The sequence below is a fragment of the Polaromonas sp. P5_D5 genome (assembly GCF_054049435.1).
In genome coordinates this window covers 111,151-130,768 of record NZ_JBFUMJ010000003.1, presented here as the reverse complement: position 1 = coordinate 130,768, position 19,618 = coordinate 111,151, and the positions used below count along the sequence as shown (strand labels likewise).

Below are 19,618 nucleotides of genomic sequence, written 5' to 3'. Positions count from 1 at the left end.
ATGGCCAAGGAATACAAAGATCTGGTGGTCGGGCTGGACATCGGAACCAGCAAGGTCATGGCGGTGGTGGCCGAGGTCATGCCGGGCGGGGAGCTCAAGCTTGCCGGCCTGGGCATCGCGGCGAGCAACGGGCTCAAACGCGGGGTGGTTGTCAATATTGACGCCACGGTGCAAAGCATCCAGCAGGCCCTGAAAGAGGCCGAACTGATGGCCGATTGCAAGATCGCCCGCGTCTACACCGGCATTACCGGTAGCCACATCCGCGGCATCAACTCCAGCGGCATGGTGGCGGTCAAGGACAAGGAAGTCACGCAGGCCGACGTGGCGCGCGTGATCGAGACGGCCAAGGCCATCAACATCTCGACCGACCAGCGCCTGCTGCTGGTGGAGCCGCAGGAGTTCGTGATCGACGGCCAGGACGTGCGCGAACCCATCGGCATGAGCGGCATACGCCTGGAAGCCAAGGTGCACATCGTGACGGGCGCCCAGAGTGCTGCTGAAAACATCATCAAATGTGTGCGGCGCTGCGGGCTTGAAGTCGATCAACTCATGCTCAATCCGCTGGCTTCGAGCCTGGCGGTATTGACACAGGACGAGCAGGAGCTCGGTGTGGCCATGGTCGATATCGGTGCCGGCACCACCGACGTGGCCATCTTCACCGGTGGCGCCATCCGGCACACCGCGGTGATCCCGATCGCCGGTGACCTGATCACCAGCGACATCGCGATGGCGCTGCGTACGCCCACCAAGGACGCAGAAGACATCAAGGTGGAAAGCGGTTACGCCAAGCAGCTGCTGGCCGACCCCGACACGCAGGTGGAAGTGCCGGGTCTGGGAGACCGGGGGCCGCGCATGCTGAGCAAGCAGGCACTGGCGGGCGTGATCGAGCCGCGCATCGAGGAAATTTTTTCGCTGGTCCAGCAGGTGATCCGCGAGTCGGGCTACGAAGAGGTGTTGTCTTCGGGCATCGTCATTACCGGTGGCAGTGCCGTCATGCCCGGCATGGTGGAGCTCGGCGAGGACATCTTCCTCAAGCCCGTGCGACGCGGCATACCGCGCTACAACAGTGCGCTGTCAGACATGGTGGCCCAGGCCCGGGCAGCCACGGTCATGGGCTTGCTCGAAGAAGCCCGGCTTGCGCGCATGCGGGGCTACAAGGTGTCGCAAAAGGCAGGCAGTGTGCACAACGCATTCGGCCGTGTCAAAGACTGGTTTGTGGGGAACTTCTGATGAAAACCTACTTCACTTTTATCGGCAGACCATCCCGTTGTATGCATTCCGGCGGGGCGGATCCCCCTGCATGAAGAAGCCATGTCAACCATAAATACAAATTTCCGATTATTGGCAACTGCAGTTTATTGATTAGGAGGCTCCCAATGAGCATCGAAATGATTGAAATCGAAGAATTTAACCAGGGCACACAGATCAAGGTGATCGGTGTGGGCGGCGGTGGCGGCAATGCCGTTGGGCACATGATCGAATGCGGCGTACAAGGCGTCGAATTCATCTGCGCCAATACCGACGCGCAGGCGCTCAGCCGCGGCAGCGCGCACAAGACCATCCAGCTGGGTGCCAGCGGCCTGGGCGCGGGCAGCAAGCCCGACAAAGGGCGCGATGCAGCCGAGCTGGCGGTGGACGATATCCGCAGCGCCATTGCTGGCGCGCACATGTTGTTCATCACCGCGGGCATGGGCGGCGGCACCGGTACCGGTGCGGCTCCTGTGATCGCGCGCGTGGCCAAGGAGATGGGCATCCTGACCGTCGGCGTGGTGACCAAGCCGTTTGATTTTGAAGGCGGGCGCCGCATGACCAATGCCGACCTCGGCCTGGCCGAACTCGAAGCCAACGTTGACTCACTGATCGTGGTGCTCAATGAAAAGCTGCTCGAAGTGCTGGGCGACGACGTCACGCAGGATGAGGCTTTTGCCCATGCCAACGACGTGCTGAAAAACGCCGTCGGCGGCATCGCCGAAATCATCAACGTGCCCGGCCACGTCAACGTCGACTTTGAAGACGTGCGCACCGTGATGGGTGAACCCGGCAAGGCCATGATGGGAACGGCCAAGGCCAACGGTCCTGATCGTGCGCGCATCGCCGCCGAACAGGCTGTAGCTTGCCCGCTTCTGGAAGGCATTGACCTGTCGGGCGCCAAAGGCGTTCTGGTGCTGATCACCGCGGCCAAGGGCTCGCTCAAGCTGAGCGAATCCAAGCTGGCGATGAACACCATCCGCGCATACGCTTCCCCCGATGCGCATGTGATCTACGGCACGGCCTACGACGATGAGCTGGGCGACGACATCCGTGTGACCGTGGTCGCAACGGGCTTGTCCCGCCAGGGCGTGCGCCGCCATGCGCCGCCGCTGCAGGTGCTGCGCACGGGTACTGACAACGTGCCGTTCAACGTCCCGACGCTGAACACAACGGCCAATGGCGCCGGCACGGCGCAGACGGCCATGGGATCGGCACAGCCTGACTACGGCAACATGTCGGTGCCCAGCGTGTGGCGCACCAACCGGACCCAGGCGGCGGCAAAAGTCGATGCCCTGGCTTCCGGCGGGATGGACGACTTCGAGATTCCTGCCTTTCTGCGCAAGCAGGCCGATTAAGGTTCTCGCAAGTGGATCATTAAAAGGGTGGACTGGTTGCAGTCCGCCCTTTTTTCTGGCCTTTCCAATTCGGAGCATCTCAGGAAGAAGGAGGTCGCCATGGACATGCGAGGGCTTTGCGCCGCGCTGGTCGTTCTTTTCGCACAACCTGCGGTTGCCCAGACCGCCAGGCCCGAGGCGGCCGAAAAAGTGAGTTGGCCCAGCATGGTGTGTGCGGGTACTCCCTTTGTCTGCAACAAGCTCCATGCGCAGGGCTACCTGTTCAGCCAGCCCGGGCAGACGAAGATTGTGCTGATCTCGCACGGATCGCAGGGTATCGACAGCCGCATGTTCGACTATGTGGACAGCCTTCAGAAGGAGGGTTTCGCAGCGCTGGTGATCGATCACTGGAAGCCTCGAGGCATCGACGTGACGCACAACGACTATTCGGCGGCGTCGCGCAAAGGCGGTAACGAATTCAATATGGCCATTGACAGCCTCGCAGCTGCCGGCTGGTTGCGCGGCCGCGGTTTCGAGAAGGTCGGCAGCATCGGTGAGTCGCAGGGTGGCGGTGCCGCAGTCATGATGCAGCAGAAATTCGCCCACGCACTGATTGAGCGCAACATGCGGCGCTTGTACGCCGACGACTTCAACCTCAAACCCGTCGATGCGGTGGTGGGTTTGTATGGCTACTGCGGTTACCGCAATGCCCGGCGTGACGCCTACGTGAATTCCCCATTTCTTTTCATCACGGGTGAAGTGGACGACGAAACCCCGAGCCGGTACTGTGAACGCCACGTGGGCTGGATGAACGGGCGCGGCGGCAACGCGAAGATCGTGGTACTGGAAGGCGAGGGCCACAGTTTCGACGCGCCTTACAAACGGCAACGCAATGTCTTTGGGCCGCACTATGCCAAATGCGATGTTTTGGTCGACGAATCGGGCGTGACCGAACTTAACAGCGGCATCACCATGCCCGGCGACGACGTCAACGCCATGATGGCCCGATGTGTCAGCAAGGTTTTCCACACGGGCTACTGGAAGAATCGCTTCGTCGCGGTGCCGCACTGGACGGCATTCTTCAGGCAGCACCTGTAGCAGGGCAAGACTTGTAGCACTTTGGCTATGGTGGCCATCAAAGACTCCAACTGCGGCAATCGGCTGCAACACTTAAAATCACCCATATGCTTCAGCAACGTACCCTTAAATCCCTGACCAAAGCCGTGGGCGTGGGCCTGCACAGCGGCCAGCGGGTGGAACTTACCTTGCGCCCCGCCGCGCCGGACACGGGCATCGTGTTTCGCCGTGTGGATTTGCCGCAGCCGGTGGACATCGCCATCTCCGCGCAGGCCGTGACGGACACACGGCTGGCTTCCACCATTTCCAGCGGCAACGCCAAGGTGCACACGGTAGAGCATTTGATGTCGGCTTGCGCGGGCCTGGGGATTGACAACCTGTATGTGGACATCACGGCGGAAGAGGTTCCCATTCTGGATGGTTCGGCTTCCTCTTTTGTATTTTTGCTGCAATCTGCCGGCATTGCGCTGCAGGCCGCGCCCAAGCGCTTTATCCGCGTGATCAAGCCTGTGGAAGTGCGCGAAGGCGAGGGCGCCACGGCCAAGTGGGCGCGTTTGAGTCCCTACGAAGGCTACAAACTCAGTTTTGAAATTGATTTCGACCACCCTGCGGTGGACTCCACCGGCCAGCGCGTGGAGTTCGACATGGGTTCGGGCGCCTACACACGCGACATCGCGCGGGCCCGTACCTTCGGTTTCACCAAGGATGTGGAAATGATGCGCGCCAATGGTCTGGCGCTGGGTGGCGGACTGGACAATGCCATCGTCATGGACGACTACAAGGTGCTCAACAGCGACGGGCTGCGTTACAACGACGAATTCGTGAAGCACAAGATCCTCGATGCCATGGGCGACCTCTATTTGCTGGGCAAACCGCTGTTGGCCGCCTACAGCGCATTTCGCTCCGGCCACGCAATGAACAACAAGCTGCTGCGCGAGCTGCTGTCGCACCAGGACGCCTACGAAGTCGTCACCTTCGAGGACGAGAAAAAAGCACCGCAGGGCTTCGCCACACTGGCGCGTGCCTGGTAGGGCCGGCGGAACACGCCATGCTGCTGTTTCGCTGGCTCATCCTGCTGTTTTTGCTGGCCGCGGTGGTGTCGTTCATGTTTTACGCCGGCACCGGACAGCCACGGTTCAAGCAGTTCGGGCTCACCATTCTCAAGTGGACGCTGATCGCCGCGTTTGGCTTTTTCGGCGTATTGGTACTTGAGCGTCTGGCATAGCGTCAGCCATCGTGACTGCGATGGCGGCCCAGCCGCTGCCTGTTGGCGATTGTCGGCTGGTCCGTTTTATGGTCCTTACCGCTATAGTTCGCTTATAACGATTTGCCCCTGCACCGGGCGGTAACGCTGAGGCGCCGTGTGCATGCGCCTGTGGTGTTCGATGACCTGCCCCCCGGCATAACTCCCGGAGATGACCCATGAGCTTCATCAAAATCCTTATCGTGCTCGGCCTTGCTGGTTTTGGGTATCAATACTGGACCAAACACCGTGAGGGCCAGCCGGTGGTGGCCTCAACTGGCTCTGCGGGAAGCTCAGGTTCAAATGGATTTGTGGCGTTGCCCGGAACGAGCAGTACCGCTTCCAATGCGGTACAGGTTATTGCCGCCGAGGATTGCCCGGAAGAGGCGGCCCAGCGCGCGAATAGCCTGGCCGAGCAACTTTCGGGCAAGGGGATTCCGGTTACCCGCACCCACAGTATCAGCTTCACCGTGACAAGTGGCGATGCCGCCGACGCCCAGCGCATCTCGTCCATCATGAGTGGCGAACTGCCCATAGTGCTGGTGCGCGGAAAAGCCAAGTCGAACCCTTCATTGGATGAGGTGGTCGCTGAATACCGCGGCCGCTAAGGCGCAGATCACCGCGATCTAACGGCTTCGTCCGTTCCTGTAGTTCCCCGTGGGTTTTGCGCCGGTTCCCGCCGCCGCAGCCAGCCTCTGCATCGCGGTACCGACATGGGCGTGGGTAATCGCCAGCCCCAGCGCATCGGCCGCGTCTTTGCCGGGCAGGGAGGGCAGCTTCAGCAGGCGCATCACCATCTCCTGCACCTCGGCCTTGCCCGCCTTGCCATAGCCCGCAACCGCCTTTTTGAGCTGTAGCGCCGTGTATTCGGCCACTGTCAGCTGGCGCGAGACCAGGGCCGTGATGCAGGCCCCGCGCGCCTGGCCCAGCAGCAGCGTCGCCTGCGGGTTGACGTTCACAAAGACGATTTCGACAGAGGCCGCATCGGGCTGGTAGCGCTCCACCACTTCGCACACGCCCTCGAACAGCACCTTCAGCCGGCCCGGCAAATCGCTGCGTTCCATATGCGTGGTCTTGATGGTGCCGCTGGCCACATAACGCAGATGCTGGCCGTCCATGTCGATCACGCCAAAACCTGCGACCTGCAGGCCGGGGTCGATGCCGAGGATTCTCATATGCTATACATTTGATAGCTGCTCGCGCATGGTTTCATTGGGTTACAGGCCAAAATACCATCTAACTGAATGAAAAAATATGGGTGCGCCAAAGCACAGCGCATCCACGCGGTCCAGCAGGCCGCTGGCACCGGTGACGCCCACGCCGCGGTTCCCCCAGTTGGGAATACCGCGATCACGCTTGAGGGCTTTCATCACCAGGTGCCCGAGCGAGCCTGATACGCAGGCAATGAAGGCCATGGCCACCGCCTGCGCCGGCTTGAAGGGCGTGAGGCCCGCGAGCAGGCCGCCCAGCAGGCTGGCCCCAACGACGGCGATCAACCAGCTGGTCCAGTTAAAGCTCTTGCTGACATTGGGCGCGCTGCCCGGCCGTTGCAGTTTGCGGCCCACCAGGTGCTGGACGATCATGCAGCTTTGCACTACAAACACCAGGAAGAACACCAGAAAGGCGTTTTTGCCCTGGTAGTTGGGAAACTTCAGCAGCAGCAGGGCAGGCACATGGCTGATGCCGTAGACGCAGACCATGATGCCCCATTGCAGCTTGGCGTTGCGTTCGAGGAAACGGTGCGGGTCGTCGGCCAGCGCGCTGACCACCGGGATCGCCAGGAACACGTAGACCGGAATGAACACGGTCACCAGGTCAAAGTGCCGCGTGATGACCAGTGCAAACTGCACCGGCAGCACGACAAAAAAAGCCAGCACCAGACTGCGGTGGTCACCCTGCCGGGTGGGTGAAAGCGTGATGAACTCGCGCAGCGCAAAAAAGGCGACCATGCCGAACAGCACGGTCGCCACGGTTTCTCCCAGCGTCCAGCCGATCCAGAACACCGTGGACATGAACCACGAGGTGCGCAGCAGGCCGTTGAATTCTTTCAGCTTCTGGGTGTGCAGGTCGTCTTCATGGGTGTCCTTCAGCGACATCACGAAGGCGGCCACACTGATGAGTGTCAGGATGCCGAACACCAGCACGAACAGCAGGCCGACCTGGTGTGAGGGAGAAAGGTTGCGCAAAAAGGTGTTCATCAGGATTCCAGGCCTTGTGTCAGGTTTCCCTGAGATCCATGACGGCCTGGCGCGCACGCGTCAGGAATTCGCCCCGGTCTTCCCCGGCACCCAGCGCAATCGGCGCGCCGAAGGTGACCGAACAGAGAATGGGCACCGGCACGACTTCCCCCTTGGGCATGACGCGCTGCACATTGTTGATCCAGGCCGGCACCAGCACCACCTGCGGGAATTTGAGTGCCAGGTTGTACAGGCCCGCCTTGAATTTTTGCGGCTCTTCGTGGTTGCCGCGTGTGCCTTCCGGAAAGAGGATGATCGAGTCACCGCTGGTCAGGGCCTCGATCAGCGGCTCCAGCGGGTCCTGGTCGCCGGTCTTGGCACGGTCCACGTAAATCGCATTGAAGACCGCCGTGGTGATCCATTTCTTGAAAGGCGTTTTGGTCCAGTAGTCTTTCGCGGCGATCGGCCGCGTGATGCTGCGAAGCTCTTCCGGCAGCGCCGCCCACATCAGCACCAGGTCGGCATGGCTCTGGTGGTTGGCAAAATAAATACGCTGTTCCGCCTTGGGCGGGCAGCCTTGCCAGCGGGCCTGTGCACCGGTCAGCGTGCGGATCAGCCCCAGCAGGAAAAGCCCCATCAGCTTGGCCAGGATGGGAGAAAATTTGTCGTTCATGGGGTTCGGCCCTTTTTGCTGTTCAGCATTCAGGGCAGTTCCACACCGCCCATGCGGGCCGTGATGGTGCTGGCGCGCGAAGCCAGGTAGCCCGAGCCGGGCCGCGTTTCAAAGTATTTGGGGCGCGGCAGCATGACGGCCAGCCGCGCGGATTCATAGGCGCTCAGTTTTGACGCAGGCTTGCGATAGTAATGCTGCGCTGCGGCCTCGGCGCCAAAAATGCCTTCGCCCCACTCCACGCTGTTGAGGTAAATCTCCAGAATGCGCTCCTTGCCGAGCAGGGCTTCGAGCAGCAGCGTCAGCACCAGCTCCTGGCCTTTGCGGAGCAGCGTGCGCTCACCCGACAGGAAAAGATTTTTGGCGAGCTGCTGGGTAATGGTAGAGCCGCCAATGATTTTCACCGGTCTGGCGGGTGTCGCCGTTGCCTTGGCGGGAGCCAGGCGGCTGGCGGACTGTGCGGCGCGCAGCTCGGCCTTGGCGTTTTTGTCCCAGGCTTTCTCAAGTGCCTCCATGTCCACGCCGTCATGCTCGGCGAAGCTGGCGTCTTCCGATGCGATTACCGCACGCTTGAGGTTGTCCGGCAGGTCGTCGTAAGGCACCCATTGCTGCCGCCATTTGAGGGATCCGGTGTTGCGAACTACCAGGTAGGCTTCCGAGCGCTGAAAAGCGGTGGATTCCGGGTCCACCACGGCCATCATGGCAATGCGCGCCACAAAAAACAGTTGCAGCGCCAGACCTGCCAGCAGCCCGAGGCCGATGAGTCTGAAGAGCGCTTTCATGGCGTGCGTGCCTTCATGCCAGCTGCGCCCGCATTTCCCGCAATACCTGGGCAGAGGGCGGACGAACCCCGCGCCACAGCGCGAAGGCCTCGGCGGCTTGCTCCACCAGCATGCCCAGCCCGTCGCGCGGCGTCGCGCCGTTTTCCCGGGCCCAGGCCATGAAGCCCGCAGCTGGGGGGCCGTACATCATGTCGCAGGCCAGCGCGCCGGGCTTGAGTACGCTCGCCGGAACCGGCACACCCGCGCCCGCCAGGCTGCTTGCGCTGGCATTGACAATTACATCGAAATAGCCCTGCAACCCTTGTAAGTCGTGCGCGAGCAGCTCCGTTTTTTGTAGCAAACCTTGCATGGACGAGTGTGCCCGGTGCCGTGCCACCAGCACGTCGGCTTTCGCCCGCGTGCGGTTGACCAGCACCAGACGGCGTGGCCCGGCCCCCAGCAGGGCGGCCAGCGCGCCGGCACCGGCACCCCCCGCTCCGATCAGCAGCACGTCGCGCCCGGCCAGCGAAACACCGGCGTTGTTCTGGATGTCGTTCACCAGGCCTACGCCGTCGGTGTTGTCGGCGTGGATGGCGCCGCCTTGCAGCACCAACGTGTTGGCGGCCTGGGCCAATTGCGCCCTGTCGGTCCGTGTGCTTGCGGCTTCAAAAGCTTGCAGCTTGAAAGGCACGGTGACGTTGCAGCCTTTTACGCCGCCCCGTACCAGTTCAGCCAGTGTGGCGCCGAACGCCTCCAGCGGCACCAGCAGGCGTTCGTACTGCAGGGATTGCCCCGTGAGCTCGGCAAATCGTGCGTGAATCAACGGAGACTTGCTGTGCGCGATCGGGTTGCCCAGGACGTAGTATTTATCCATGGCGGGGCCGGGTGTTCATGTGCGTGGGGCTGAAAGCAGCAGTCGGGGCTAGCGGCTGGTGAGTTTGGTTTCAAGCGTGTCATCGCGCGTGAACTTGAAGCGCGACACCACCACGATCTGGTCCGCCTTGCTGCGCATCGCATCGCTGAACTTGCCGAAAGGCCCGGTGCCGCGCACGATGCTTTGCGCACGCCGGTCCAGCGTCAGGTTGCCCGAGGTCTGCACGACTTCCGTGTCGATCACGCTGCCGTCAAAATTCACCGTCACAATCATCGTGAGTTCACCGTACAGTTTTTTGCCGGCCAGCTCGGGGAAGTTCACCGTCCCCTTGTCTTCAATCTTGCGGCGCAGTTCGTCGTAATAAACGGCGTAGACCTCTTCACGTGTGGCCGGGCTGATGTAGCGCTTTTTCGGCCGTGCGTTTTCTTCGTTGATGCGCCGCTCGATTTCCGCCAGGATCTTGACGAGCTGCTTGCGTTTTTCCTCGCGCTCGGCCTGCGCCGGGTTGTTGGCGGGCTGTGTTGGGTCGGGCGGTGGCATGGAGGCCAGCTGCTTTTTGATTTGCGCGAGCAACTGGGTTTGCTGCTCCTGCAGAGAATCGACCTTGCGCTGGGCGTCTTCGGTGGCGTCGCCCAGCTCCATCAGGGCCGAAGGCGGCAAGGGGGAGGTGGCGCGGCCTTTTTCCATCTCGCCACCACCGGCCAGCGAGGCCTGCGCGATGGCTTTGGCAAAGTCAGGCTTTTCGTTGGACTTGGCGTTGACCAGGATTACTTCCAGCGGCGTGTCCTGAAAGACGCGGTTGAAGCGGTCCGGATCAACAAAACGCGCCGTCAGCAACACCGCATGAAAGGCGATGGAGGCGCCCAGGGCGATTTGCAGTGTGCTTGGTGACTTCACAGGAAGAGATTATCGGTGTTTATGAGCGTATTGCGGTGTTAACCGGCGACCGGAGCCGCCACAGCGGCATCGGTTTGTGGCTCATTGACATCGACTGCAATCGAGATCGGGCCGGCGGCCATCTCGGACTCGCCATCCTCCTCGCCCAGCGGATCAGGAGACTCATCCATCTCCACGTCCAGCCGCTCGACCACTGTGCCGGAAATATCCAGTGTGATCTCGTCGATCTCGCCCAGCTTTATACGCACTTTCGCGCCACGCGGCAGGCCCTGCGCACCGGCGGCCGGCAGCACCAGCGGCAACTCGTCGGCGCGCACCAGGTTGTCCTTGAAGGCGGTGGCGGTCAGCTCGGTGAGGCTGTTCTGCTGCAGGTATTTGAGTGTCCAGTAGCGCTCGATGCCGGCCTGGAAACCGTTGTAGGCGCTGTAGGCGGCATCAAAGCCCGAGATGATGGAAAACAGCTCGGCGTCCTTGGGCTTGAACGGCGCAGCCAGTGCCGCCGTGCGGCCATGGCGTGCGCAGGCAATGATTTGCCACTGGTTGACCAGGTCGGTGTAGCGGCGCAGTGGCGAAGTGCTCCAGGCATAGCTTTTGACGCCGATGCCCGCATGCGGCAGGGCCTTGGTGCCCATGCGCACTTTCACGCCGGGCAAGAGGCTGGCCTGGCTGCGGTAAATGCCAGGCACGCCGTGCGCGGCCAGCCACTCGCCCCAGGTGCTGTTCGCCAGGATCATGGCCTCGGCCACGATCAAATCCAGCGGTGCGCCGCGCTGGCGCGTACTGATGCTGACCGTCTCGTTGCCCTGGGGCTCGGCGCCTGTGGGGTTGTCCAGCCTGAAGTTGTAGTCTGGCCGGTTGAAGTTTTCTGGCTTGCCGCGCACGATTTCGCGCTGCGCCTTCAGATGTTTGGCCAACCGGTGCAGAAAGGTCAGCTCCACACCCCATTGCACGCCGGTAGGCGGATTGCTTTGCGCGGTTTCAAAAAAAGCCTCGGTGAAGGTGCTGTCCAGCACGTCGTGGCGCAGGTTGCTGACGATGGGCACCAGCTCCAGTCGGGTGGCGCTTTCCTTGATTTCGAGTGTGGCCTCATCCAGCGTGAGGTACAGCGACAGCGCAGGGCAGTTGCGGCCTTCCTGCAGCGTGTAGCTTTTGACGATTTCATCCGGCAGCATGGTCAGCTTGTAGCCGGGCATGTACACGGTGGAAAGCCGCGCGCGGCCCACGGTGTCGATCGGGCTGCCGGGCAATACGGCCAGGCCTGGCGCGGCGATGTGGATGCCAAGCGTGACAGTGCCGCTGCCCAGGCCCTGCACGGACAGCGCATCGTCGATCTCGGTGGTGGCTGAGTCGTCGATGGAGAAAGCCTTCACATCGGCCAGCGGCAGCTCGTCCTTGACTTCAGGCGCTTGCAGCGCCGGAAAGCCCGTGCCCTTGGGGAAGTTCTCAAACAAAAAGCGCTTCCAGTGAAACTGGTAAGGCGAAGCGATGGCACCGGCCTTTTGCAGCAAATCGAGCGGCGCGGTGTGCGTGGCGCGCGAGGCTTCGACGACTGCCTTGTATTCGGCGCTGTTCTTGTCGGGCTTGAAGAGGATTTTGTAAAGCTGATCGCGCACCGGCGCCGGGCATTCGCCGCGGCCCAGTTCTTCGGCCCAGGCGGTGATTTGCGCTGCGACCTGCTTTTTCTTTTCGATGGCGGCCAACGCCTGCTGCAGGATTTCCGCCGGTGCCTTCTTGAAGCGGCCCTTGCCGGCACGGCGAAAGTAGTGCGGCGCGTCATACAGGCGAAAGAGCGCGGCGGCCTGTTGCTCCAGCGAGGCGGCTTTGCCGTCGGCGCTGAAGTAATCGCGCGCCAGGTCGGCAAAGCCGAATTCGTCTTCGCTGGCGAATTCCCAGGCCAGATCCAGCTCAATATCGTGGCTCAGCTTTTGGCCGGCGGCCACCATCTCGGCAGGGGATGGCTTTTCAAACTTCAGCAGGGCATTAACGCCCTTGACCTTCACACGCTTGCCCGAGTCGAGCTCAACCTGCAGCGACGCATCGCTCTCGGACAAAATGCGGCCGGCCAGGAACTTGCCGGCTTCTTCAAACAATACAAACAAAACGGGATCCCTTTGGTGTCTTTGATGACTTGGGACTAGTGTAATCAGGGCTGCTTCAGAGAGATTTCAGGCCAATGCCAGGAAGTCGAGGATGGTCGGCAGATGCCGGTCAAAGTCGCTCAGTGCATGGTCACCGCCTTCCAGCAGCCGGATGTGAGCGCCCGCATAACGGGCCGTCATTTCACGCCAGTCCAGCACTTCATCCCCTTTGGCAATGATGGCGAGGTAGTTTTGCGGCGCTTTCAGCGGCCCGGCGTGCTGCGCTTTCAGCTCATCCACAAAGCGGGGCTCGAAGAAAAAGTGCTCTTGCGGGTTGTGCCAGGCCGTTTGCTCGCCGATGTAGCGGGCGAGGTCGCGCGCCGGCTCCACGGCCGGGTTGAGCAGCACGGCCTTGCACCCAGCCTGTTCGGCCACCGCAGTGGCGTAAAAGCCGCCCAGCGAAGAGCCGATCACGCCCATGCTTTGGTAGCCCGACTTGCCGGGCCAACCGGCAATTTCGTCCTTCACCATCTGCAGCGCGGCGTGCGGCGAAGGCGGCAGCTGCGGGCACCACCAGTGAACGGCGGGATGGCGCTGCTGCACGGCAGCGGCCATTTTCCGGGCCTTCACGGATTGCGGGGACGAGCGAAATCCGTGGAGATAGAGCAGGTGGGTGGTGCGCATGCCGCATGTTAGACGGGCCGGCCACCCCCAGGTTTTGCCGGAGCCGATTTCCCGGGTTTCGCGGTGTTTGATGCCGGTTTTAAGTGAAACAGGGTTTTTGGTCAATCAGGCCGGGCGCAAGCAGCTATGTAATTGATAGCAATGCCCGCTTTCGCGGGATGCCCGGCCACGCGTTTTCGGCTTCAAGGCTGACGGATAATCCGCGCATGGCCGCCGTTTTCGACAAACCCTCCCTTTATCAGCGAACCTTGCCTTTGCTCCAGGGCTTTGACGGCCTGCTGGCGTTTGCGGTGTTTTTGCTGGCCTGTGCAGGCCTCCTGATCATGTATTCGTCAGGGTATGACCACGGCACCCGGTTTGTTGACCATGGCCGCAACATGCTGATTGCCGGCGCCATCATGTTTGTGGTGGCCCAGGTTCCACCCCAGCGCCTGATGGCGTTTGCCGTGCCGCTGTACATCGCCGGCGTGGCCTTGCTGGTGGCGGTGGCGATTTTCGGCGTCACCAAAAAGGGCGCGCGGCGCTGGCTCAATGTGGGCGTGGTGATCCAGCCCAGCGAAATCCTGAAAATTGCCATGCCGCTGATGCTGGCCTGGTGGTTCCAGAAGCGCGAAGGCCAGTTGCGCCCGCTGGACTTCCTGGCCGCCGGGCTGTTGCTGGTCGTTCCGGTCGGGCTCATCATGAAGCAGCCTGATCTGGGAACCTCCCTGCTGGTGCTGGCCGCGGGGCTCGCGGTGATCTTTTTTGCCGGGCTGAGCTGGAAGCTGATCCTGCCGCCGGTGCTGCTGGGCCTCATTGGCGTGTTCCTCGTGGTGTGGTTCGAGCCGCAAATCTGCGCCGACGGCGTGCGCTGGCCCATCCTGCACGACTACCAGCAGCAGCGCATCTGCACGCTGCTCGACCCGTCGCGCGATCCGCTGGGCAAGGGCTTTCACATCATCCAGGGCATGATCGCCATCGGCTCGGGCGGCATCACCGGCAAGGGCTTTATGGCCGGAACGCAGACACACCTGGAGTTCATTCCCGAGCGCACCACCGACTTCATCTTCGCGGCGTACTCCGAAGAGTTCGGTCTGTTGGGCAATCTGTTGTTGATTGCTGCATTCATCTTCCTGATTTTGCGCGGACTGGCCATTGCGCTGGAGGCATCGACCCTGTTTTCGCGCCTGCTGGCCGGTGCGCTGACCATGATCTTTTTCACCTATGCTTTCGTCAATATGGGCATGGTCAGCGGCATCCTGCCCGTGGTGGGCGTGCCGCTGCCTTTCATCAGCTATGGCGGCACGGCCATGGTGACGCTGGGACTGGCCATCGGCATGCTGATGTCGATCGCCAAGGCCAAGCGCTTGGTGCAGAGCTAACAAGGAGGTTCATATGGGGTTTTTTGACTGGTTTGATACACGGGCCGCAAGTCAGTGCGGCATTTCGCTGGCGGAACTCGTGATCCGCGAGCTGCCGGCCAAAGAGTCGGTGAAAGAAAAGAAATTTGCGGAAAAAGCAGAAAAAACGCTGATAAAGATGTCGCATGAACTCGCTGCCTTTAAACGGGCCAACAAACTCAATACCTACCAAAAAGCCAAGCTGGGTAATGCCTTTTTGTGGACATTGAAAGACCGCGGCGTTAATGATGCCTATGCCGACGATTTGACGCGGTGGCTTTCCTTGCAGCTGTAGTTTTTCGGTTTTTGGGGCAGTATGTTCGGACTTTTGAAAAAAATCCTGCCGACCTCGTCGAGCGCGGTAGCCAGCGTTGGTGCGCCTGACAAGGATCGTTGCGCTGAACTCAAAAAGAATGGCAATGCCTTGTTGGCAGAAGGCAAGCTTTATGAGGCGGCTTTGTGCTACGGCGAGGCAACGAAGGCCGATCCGGAAGATGTCTTCGCATTGATCAATCTCGGATATGTATTAAGTGAGCAGGGTCACCTTCTGGAAGCCAAGGCGGCACTTGAACAGGCCGTAAGTCTGGATCCCACACAGCATGACGCGCATTTCATGTTGGGAACGCTCGCACAGCGGGAGGCAAACGTATCTCAGGCCATTCACCGATTCAAGAAGGTTGTGCTGCTTGCGCCAGAGTTTGAACCGGCCTATCGTGAATTGGGCTATGAACTCTTTCAACATGAGCAGATGACAGAGGCGGAAGAGATCATGCAGGAAGGCATTCGCCGATTTCCCGAATCAGTCGGGCTTCTCTGCAATCTGGGAAACCTGTACAGCGCCCAGAATTTGCCGCTCAAGGCGATAGCGCCCTACGAAAAAGCCCTTGCGCTGGAGCCGGAGAACGCCCAATTCATGAGCAACCTGGGGGCCGCGTACGAGGCCGCGGGAGATTTCGCACGGGCGATTCCGTTGATGCGGCGGGCACTGGATCTCAATCCAGGGGACGCAAATACGCTGGTTCACCTCGGTATTTCTTTGGGTGAACAGGGCTTCCATGATGACTCCATCAAATGCTACCGGACAGCCCTTGAGCTGGACTCCGGGCATTTTGCTGCCCATTTCAATCTCGGTTTTGGCGCCCTGCTGCATGGCGACTATGCAACGGGCTGGACGGAATACGAGTGGCGGCTCAGGAGCGCGAAAGAAAAAGATGTGAAAGAGCGCAAGGTCTTTGCCAAGCCTCTTTGGCTCGGTGGAGAGGTCATCGCCGGTCAAACGATCCTGCTCTCGTGTGAACAGGGGTTTGGGGACACCATCCAGTTTTGCAGATACGCCACGGAAGTGGCCGCGCTGGGCGCGCACGTGGTGCTTCAGGTGCAGGCGGGACTTAAAGAGCTGATGGGTACTCTTCCAGGGGTGACCCGCGTTCTGGAGGAACATGAGCCCTTGCCGCCGTTTGATTGCTATTGCCCCTTGATGAGCCTTCCATTGGCCCTGGGGCATCATCGGACCGGGTTTGTGCCGGCGAGCTTGTCTTATTTGAAAGCCGATCCCGATAAAAAGGCGGCCTGGCAACAGGGGCTTGCTGCCATGGCTGGATCGGCTACCCCTCGGGTGGGCATTGTCTGGTCCGGCAACGCCAAACAGAAGCGCGACCGGCTACGCTCTCTGCGACTTGCGGAATTTCTGCAAGCCCTGCCCGACGGAATGCCGGCAATATGCCTTCAACCCGTGCTTCGTGAAGTGGACATTCCTGTCATGAAGACGCAACCTCACATCCTCCGTCCGGGCGAGGCGCTGAAGACTTTCGCCGATACGGCGGCGGTGATCGACTCACTTGATCTGGTCGTCACGTCGGATACCAGCGTGGCACACCTTGCGGGTGCTATGGGTAAACCGGTATGGATTCTGGTTCCCTACATCCCCGACTGGCGTTGGCTGCTGGAGAGAAGCGATAGCCCCTGGTATCCGAGTGCAAGGTTATTTCGCCAGGCCACGGCTGGGGACTGGCGTCAACCCCTGGAGCAGGTGCGCGAAGCGCTGTCAACGCGTTACCAGCCGCTAATTGCCTGAGTTCACTGAGGGCCCGCGCAAGGCATCATGACCGCGACTTGCCTTGCGACGGCCGGAACTCGGCGGGCAAAGCCCTGGGCCTCGTACCGGCCTGTGCACAGGCCCTGACGGGGCAGGGCAGACTGCCTACAATGGCCGCATGACCTTCCTTCGCTCCACGCCCGCTTCCACCGCCAACAAATCCACTGTCTCGTCCGCTGCGCGGCCGACCACGGAGTCCACATCCGGACGGCTGGAGATTGCCGAAAAGCTGCTGCTGGAGCCTTTCGGCCTCACGCAGGCGCATCTGAGCCGCGCGCTGGGCGAGATCACCTCCCACGGCGCCGATGATGCCGATCTCTACTTTCAGTACACCCGCAGCGAAGGCTGGAGCCTGGAAGAAGGCATCGTGAAAACCGGTTCCTTCAGCATTGACCAGGGCGTGGGCGTGCGCGCTGTCAGTGGCGAAAAGACCGCTTTTGCCTACTCCGATGACATTTCCGAGGCGTCGCTGCTGGATGCGGCACGCACGGTGCGCAGCATTTCTGCCGGCGGCAAGGCTGCCCGCGTCAAGACGGCCGTCCGCAAGGTGGCCGGCAGCCGCTCGCTCTACCAGGGCCTGGACCCGATCACCACGCTGGACAGCACTGCCAAGGTTCAGTTGCTGGAGAAAGTCGAAAAGCTCGCCAAAGCCAAGGACCCGCGCATCGTGCAGGTGATGGCCGGGCTGGCCAGCGAATACGACGTGGTGATGGTGGCGCGCGCCGACGGCACGCTGGCCGCCGATGTGCGCCCGCTGGTGCGTCTGAGTGTGACGGTGATCGCCGAGCAAAAAGGCCGGCGCGAAGTCGGCTCGGGTGGCGGCGGCGGGCGTTTTGGCCTGGCCTACTTTGACGACGCCCAGATTACCGAATATGTGAACGACGCTGTGAAAGCGGCACTGACCAACCTGGATGCTCGCCCCGCGCCAGCCGGCGAAATGACGGTGGTGCTGGGTTCCGGCTGGCCCGGCATCCTGCTGCACGAAGCCATCGGCCACGGTCTGGAAGGCGATTTCAACCGCAAGGGCTCCAGCGCGTTTTCTGGCAAGATCGGCCAGCGCGTGGCAGCCAAGGGCGTGACGGTGCTGGATGACGGCACAATTGCGGATCGCCGCGGCTCGCTGAACGTGGACGACGAAGGCAACGCCAGCCAGCGCAACGTGCTGATTGAAGACGGCATCCTGAAGGGCTACATCCAGGATTCGCTCAATGCGCGCCTGATGAAGGTCAAGCCCACGGGCAACGGCCGCCGCGAAAGCTACGCCCATGTGCCCATGCCCCGCATGACCAACACCTACATGCTGGGCGGTGACAAGCAGCCCGAAGAAATCGTGGCCAGCATCAAAAAAGGCCTCTACGCCACCAACTTCGGCGGCGGCCAGGTCGACATCACCTCCGGCAAGTTCGTGTTTTCGGCCAGCGAAGCCTTCTGGGTCGAAAACGGCAAGATCCTGTATCCCGTCAAGGGCGCGACGATTGTCGGCAACGGCCCGGACGCGTTGACCCGCGTCACCATGATGGGCAATGACATGGCGCTGGACAGCGGCGTCGGCACCTGCGGCAAGGAAGGCCAGAGCGTTCCGGTGGGCGTGGGGCAGCCAACGCTGCGTATCGACGGCCTGACAGTGGGCGGGACGGCCTGATCCAGCCCGGATTGCCTCTTTTTTGACCTGTGCTACATTTCAGCTTATGAATTCGGCCAAGTTTTACTTCGGTTACTTTTGGTTCTCAAGCGCTTCCGGCGGTAGAGAGATCAACGCGTGACCCGATAAAACGCACCGATTCTCCAAAAACCGCCGGCCTCCGGCGGTTTTTTTTTGCCCGTTCAATTTTTAAATGCCCTGACTTGTGACGACCTGATTGATATCCCGAAAGAAAAGGAAAACAGCGATGAATGCCAAGCCCATCTCCACCAGCGACAACTGGTATGCGAACGTCGAAAAAACCAGCCAGACCGACGACGAACGCATCAAGGACATCACCGTGTTACCCCCTCCCGAGCATCTCATCCGCTTTTTCCCGATCCGCGGCACCGCCGTCGAGACGCTGATCAGCAAAACCCGCAAAAGCATCCACAACATCATCCAGGGCAAGGATGACCGCCTGCTTGTCGTCGTCGGGCCGTGCTCCATCCACGACCCGATGGCTGCGCTGGACTATGCCCGCAAACTCGTCGAGCAGCGCAAGAAGTACGAAGGCACGCTGGAAATCGTGATGCGCGTCTACTTCGAAAAGCCGCGCACCACCGTCGGGTGGAAGGGGTTGATCAACGACCCCTACCTCGACGAAACCTTCCGCATCGACGAAGGCCTGCGCATCGCGCGGCAGCTGCTGATCGATATCAACCGTATCGGCCTGCCTGCCGGCAGCGAATTCCTCGACGTGATCTCGCCGCAATACATCGGTGACCTGATTTCCTGGGGCGCCATCGGCGCGCGCACTACTGAAAGCCAGGTGCACCGTGAACTGGCTTCGGGCCTCTCGGCGCCCATCGGCTTCAAGAACGGCACCGACGGCAACATCCGCATCGCGACCGACGCCATCCAGGCGGCGGCGCGGGGCCACCATTTCCTGTCGGTGCACAAGAACGGCCAGGTCGCGATTGTGCAGACCAACGGCAACAAGGACTGCCATGTGATTTTGCGCGGCGGCAAGGCGCCCAACTACGACGCGGCTAGCGTCGCGGCGGCTTGCAAGGAGCTCGAAGCCTCCAAGCTGCCGGCCACGCTGATGGTGGATTGCAGCCACGCCAACAGCTCCAAGCAGCATGAAAAGCAGGTCGAAGTGGCACGCGACATCGCAGGCCAGGTGGCCGGCGGCTCGCGCCATGTGTTCGGCCTGATGGTGGAAAGCCACCTCAACCCCGGCGCGCAAAAGTTCACGCCGGGCAAGGACGACTCGAAAGCGCTGGAATACGGTAAAAGCATCACCGACGCCTGCCTGGGCTGGAGCGACTCGCTGGACGTGTTGGAAGTGCTGTCGGCCGCCGTCCTCAAGCGCCGCGCCGGCAAGTAACCCGGCAAGTAAGCCACCGTGCGGGTTTGTGCGAATAGCCGCCAGGCCCGCAAGTCGCCGACCATGAACCCCTGATCAGGAGCC

The 19,618-nt window shown here is 61.3% G+C and carries 19 protein-coding genes; 11 read left to right on the top strand and 8 right to left on the bottom strand.

Going from position 1 to position 19,618, the window contains the following annotated elements:
• The 6 genes from ftsA to ACXJKE_RS13380 all read left to right on the top strand — a co-directional run bounded on the left by ftsA (position 1) and on the right by ACXJKE_RS13380 (position 5,513).
• On the top strand, positions 1-1,230 hold the full coding sequence (ftsA, locus tag ACXJKE_RS13405) for a cell division protein FtsA (protein WP_431098281.1): 1,230 nt from the start codon (positions 1-3) through the stop codon (positions 1,228-1,230).
• A gap of 146 nt (positions 1,231-1,376) precedes the next feature.
• Positions 1,377-2,606 carry a cell division protein FtsZ gene (gene ftsZ / locus ACXJKE_RS13400; protein WP_457281095.1) on the top strand — a complete coding sequence of 410 codons (1,230 nt, stop codon included), beginning with the start codon at positions 1,377-1,379 and terminating at the stop codon, positions 2,604-2,606.
• Positions 2,607-2,705: 99 nt separating this feature from the next.
• Positions 2,706-3,683 (top strand): dienelactone hydrolase family protein, encoded by a 978-nt coding sequence (locus ACXJKE_RS13395; protein ID WP_457281094.1) that lies wholly within the window; start codon positions 2,706-2,708, stop codon positions 3,681-3,683.
• A gap of 86 nt (positions 3,684-3,769) precedes the next feature.
• The gene (lpxC, locus tag ACXJKE_RS13390; RefSeq protein ID WP_457281093.1) at positions 3,770-4,693 is read left to right on the top strand and encodes a UDP-3-O-acyl-N-acetylglucosamine deacetylase; all 924 of its coding nucleotides are present in this window, start codon (positions 3,770-3,772) and stop codon (positions 4,691-4,693) included.
• Positions 4,694-4,710: 17 nt separating this feature from the next.
• A complete protein-coding gene (locus tag ACXJKE_RS13385) occupies positions 4,711-4,887 on the top strand; it encodes a hypothetical protein (protein ID WP_457281092.1) in 177 nt (58 codons plus the stop codon).
• A gap of 197 nt (positions 4,888-5,084) precedes the next feature.
• A complete protein-coding gene (locus ACXJKE_RS13380) occupies positions 5,085-5,513 on the top strand; it encodes a hypothetical protein (RefSeq protein ID WP_457281091.1) in 429 nt (142 codons plus the stop codon).
• A gap of 18 nt (positions 5,514-5,531) precedes the next feature.
• Here ACXJKE_RS13380 and ruvC read toward each other — a convergent pair whose 3' ends face one another.
• The 8 genes from ruvC to ACXJKE_RS13340 all read right to left on the bottom strand — a co-directional run bounded on the left by ruvC (position 5,532) and on the right by ACXJKE_RS13340 (position 13,046).
• Positions 5,532-6,080 carry a crossover junction endodeoxyribonuclease RuvC gene (ruvC, locus tag ACXJKE_RS13375; protein WP_457281090.1) on the bottom strand — a complete coding sequence of 183 codons (549 nt, stop codon included), beginning with the start codon at positions 6,078-6,080 and terminating at the stop codon, positions 5,532-5,534.
• A gap of 42 nt (positions 6,081-6,122) precedes the next feature.
• Positions 6,123-7,103, bottom strand: coding sequence for a phosphatidate cytidylyltransferase (locus tag ACXJKE_RS13370; RefSeq protein ID WP_457281089.1), 981 nt, complete (start codon positions 7,101-7,103; stop codon positions 6,123-6,125).
• A gap of 19 nt (positions 7,104-7,122) precedes the next feature.
• Positions 7,123-7,755 (bottom strand): lysophospholipid acyltransferase family protein, encoded by a 633-nt coding sequence (locus ACXJKE_RS13365; protein ID WP_457281088.1) that lies wholly within the window; start codon positions 7,753-7,755, stop codon positions 7,123-7,125.
• Positions 7,756-7,784: 29 nt separating this feature from the next.
• Positions 7,785-8,534, bottom strand: coding sequence for a transglycosylase domain-containing protein (locus ACXJKE_RS13360; RefSeq protein ID WP_457281087.1), 750 nt, complete (start codon positions 8,532-8,534; stop codon positions 7,785-7,787).
• A gap of 13 nt (positions 8,535-8,547) precedes the next feature.
• Positions 8,548-9,387 (bottom strand): shikimate dehydrogenase, encoded by an 840-nt coding sequence (gene aroE, locus ACXJKE_RS13355; RefSeq protein WP_457281086.1) that lies wholly within the window; start codon positions 9,385-9,387, stop codon positions 8,548-8,550.
• A gap of 48 nt (positions 9,388-9,435) precedes the next feature.
• Positions 9,436-10,284 carry a TonB family protein gene (locus ACXJKE_RS13350; RefSeq protein WP_457281085.1) on the bottom strand — a complete coding sequence of 283 codons (849 nt, stop codon included), beginning with the start codon at positions 10,282-10,284 and terminating at the stop codon, positions 9,436-9,438.
• A gap of 38 nt (positions 10,285-10,322) precedes the next feature.
• Entirely contained in the window at positions 10,323-12,383 is a 2,061-nt protein-coding gene (locus ACXJKE_RS13345; RefSeq protein WP_457281084.1) for a ribonuclease catalytic domain-containing protein, read from the bottom strand.
• Between the two features lie 66 nt (positions 12,384-12,449).
• On the bottom strand, positions 12,450-13,046 hold the full coding sequence (locus ACXJKE_RS13340; RefSeq protein WP_457281083.1) for a YqiA/YcfP family alpha/beta fold hydrolase: 597 nt from the start codon (positions 13,044-13,046) through the stop codon (positions 12,450-12,452).
• A gap of 206 nt (positions 13,047-13,252) precedes the next feature.
• Between ACXJKE_RS13340 and rodA the strand changes: the two genes are divergently transcribed.
• The 5 genes from rodA to ACXJKE_RS13315 all read left to right on the top strand — a co-directional run bounded on the left by rodA (position 13,253) and on the right by ACXJKE_RS13315 (position 19,534).
• A complete protein-coding gene (rodA, locus tag ACXJKE_RS13335) occupies positions 13,253-14,407 on the top strand; it encodes a rod shape-determining protein RodA (RefSeq protein WP_457281082.1) in 1,155 nt (384 codons plus the stop codon).
• Positions 14,408-14,420: 13 nt separating this feature from the next.
• Positions 14,421-14,720 (top strand): hypothetical protein, encoded by a 300-nt coding sequence (locus tag ACXJKE_RS13330; protein ID WP_457281081.1) that lies wholly within the window; start codon positions 14,421-14,423, stop codon positions 14,718-14,720.
• A gap of 33 nt (positions 14,721-14,753) precedes the next feature.
• Positions 14,754-16,499, top strand: a complete 1,746-nt coding sequence (locus tag ACXJKE_RS13325) for a tetratricopeptide repeat protein (RefSeq protein WP_457281080.1) — start codon at positions 14,754-14,756, stop codon at positions 16,497-16,499.
• Positions 16,500-16,638: 139 nt separating this feature from the next.
• On the top strand, positions 16,639-18,162 hold the full coding sequence (gene tldD, locus ACXJKE_RS13320) for a metalloprotease TldD (RefSeq protein ID WP_457281079.1): 1,524 nt from the start codon (positions 16,639-16,641) through the stop codon (positions 18,160-18,162).
• Between the two features lie 247 nt (positions 18,163-18,409).
• Positions 18,410-19,534, top strand: coding sequence for a 3-deoxy-7-phosphoheptulonate synthase (locus tag ACXJKE_RS13315; RefSeq protein ID WP_457281078.1), 1,125 nt, complete (start codon positions 18,410-18,412; stop codon positions 19,532-19,534).
• The last annotated feature ends 84 nt before the right edge of the window (positions 19,535-19,618 follow it).

Coding starts and splice junctions, on each gene's coding strand:
- ruvC (WP_457281090.1), bottom strand. CDS start 6,080: ATGAGAATCCTCGGCATCGACCCCGGCCTGCAGGTCGCAGGTTTTGGC.
- ACXJKE_RS13395 (WP_457281094.1), top strand. CDS start 2,706: ATGGACATGCGAGGGCTTTGCGCCGCGCTGGTCGTTCTTTTCGCACAA.
- aroE (WP_457281086.1), bottom strand. CDS start 9,387: ATGGATAAATACTACGTCCTGGGCAACCCGATCGCGCACAGCAAGTCT.
- ACXJKE_RS13380 (WP_457281091.1), top strand. CDS start 5,085: ATGAGCTTCATCAAAATCCTTATCGTGCTCGGCCTTGCTGGTTTTGGG.
- ACXJKE_RS13365 (WP_457281088.1), bottom strand. CDS start 7,755: ATGAACGACAAATTTTCTCCCATCCTGGCCAAGCTGATGGGGCTTTTC.
- tldD (WP_457281079.1), top strand. CDS start 16,639: ATGACCTTCCTTCGCTCCACGCCCGCTTCCACCGCCAACAAATCCACT.
- ACXJKE_RS13340 (WP_457281083.1), bottom strand. CDS start 13,046: ATGCGCACCACCCACCTGCTCTATCTCCACGGATTTCGCTCGTCCCCG.
- ftsA (WP_431098281.1), top strand. CDS start 1: ATGGCCAAGGAATACAAAGATCTGGTGGTCGGGCTGGACATCGGAACC.
- ACXJKE_RS13330 (WP_457281081.1), top strand. CDS start 14,421: ATGGGGTTTTTTGACTGGTTTGATACACGGGCCGCAAGTCAGTGCGGC.
- ACXJKE_RS13385 (WP_457281092.1), top strand. CDS start 4,711: ATGCTGCTGTTTCGCTGGCTCATCCTGCTGTTTTTGCTGGCCGCGGTG.
- ftsZ (WP_457281095.1), top strand. CDS start 1,377: ATGAGCATCGAAATGATTGAAATCGAAGAATTTAACCAGGGCACACAG.
- lpxC (WP_457281093.1), top strand. CDS start 3,770: ATGCTTCAGCAACGTACCCTTAAATCCCTGACCAAAGCCGTGGGCGTG.
- ACXJKE_RS13315 (WP_457281078.1), top strand. CDS start 18,410: ATGAATGCCAAGCCCATCTCCACCAGCGACAACTGGTATGCGAACGTC.
- rodA (WP_457281082.1), top strand. CDS start 13,253: ATGGCCGCCGTTTTCGACAAACCCTCCCTTTATCAGCGAACCTTGCCT.
- ACXJKE_RS13360 (WP_457281087.1), bottom strand. CDS start 8,534: ATGAAAGCGCTCTTCAGACTCATCGGCCTCGGGCTGCTGGCAGGTCTG.
- ACXJKE_RS13370 (WP_457281089.1), bottom strand. CDS start 7,103: ATGAACACCTTTTTGCGCAACCTTTCTCCCTCACACCAGGTCGGCCTG.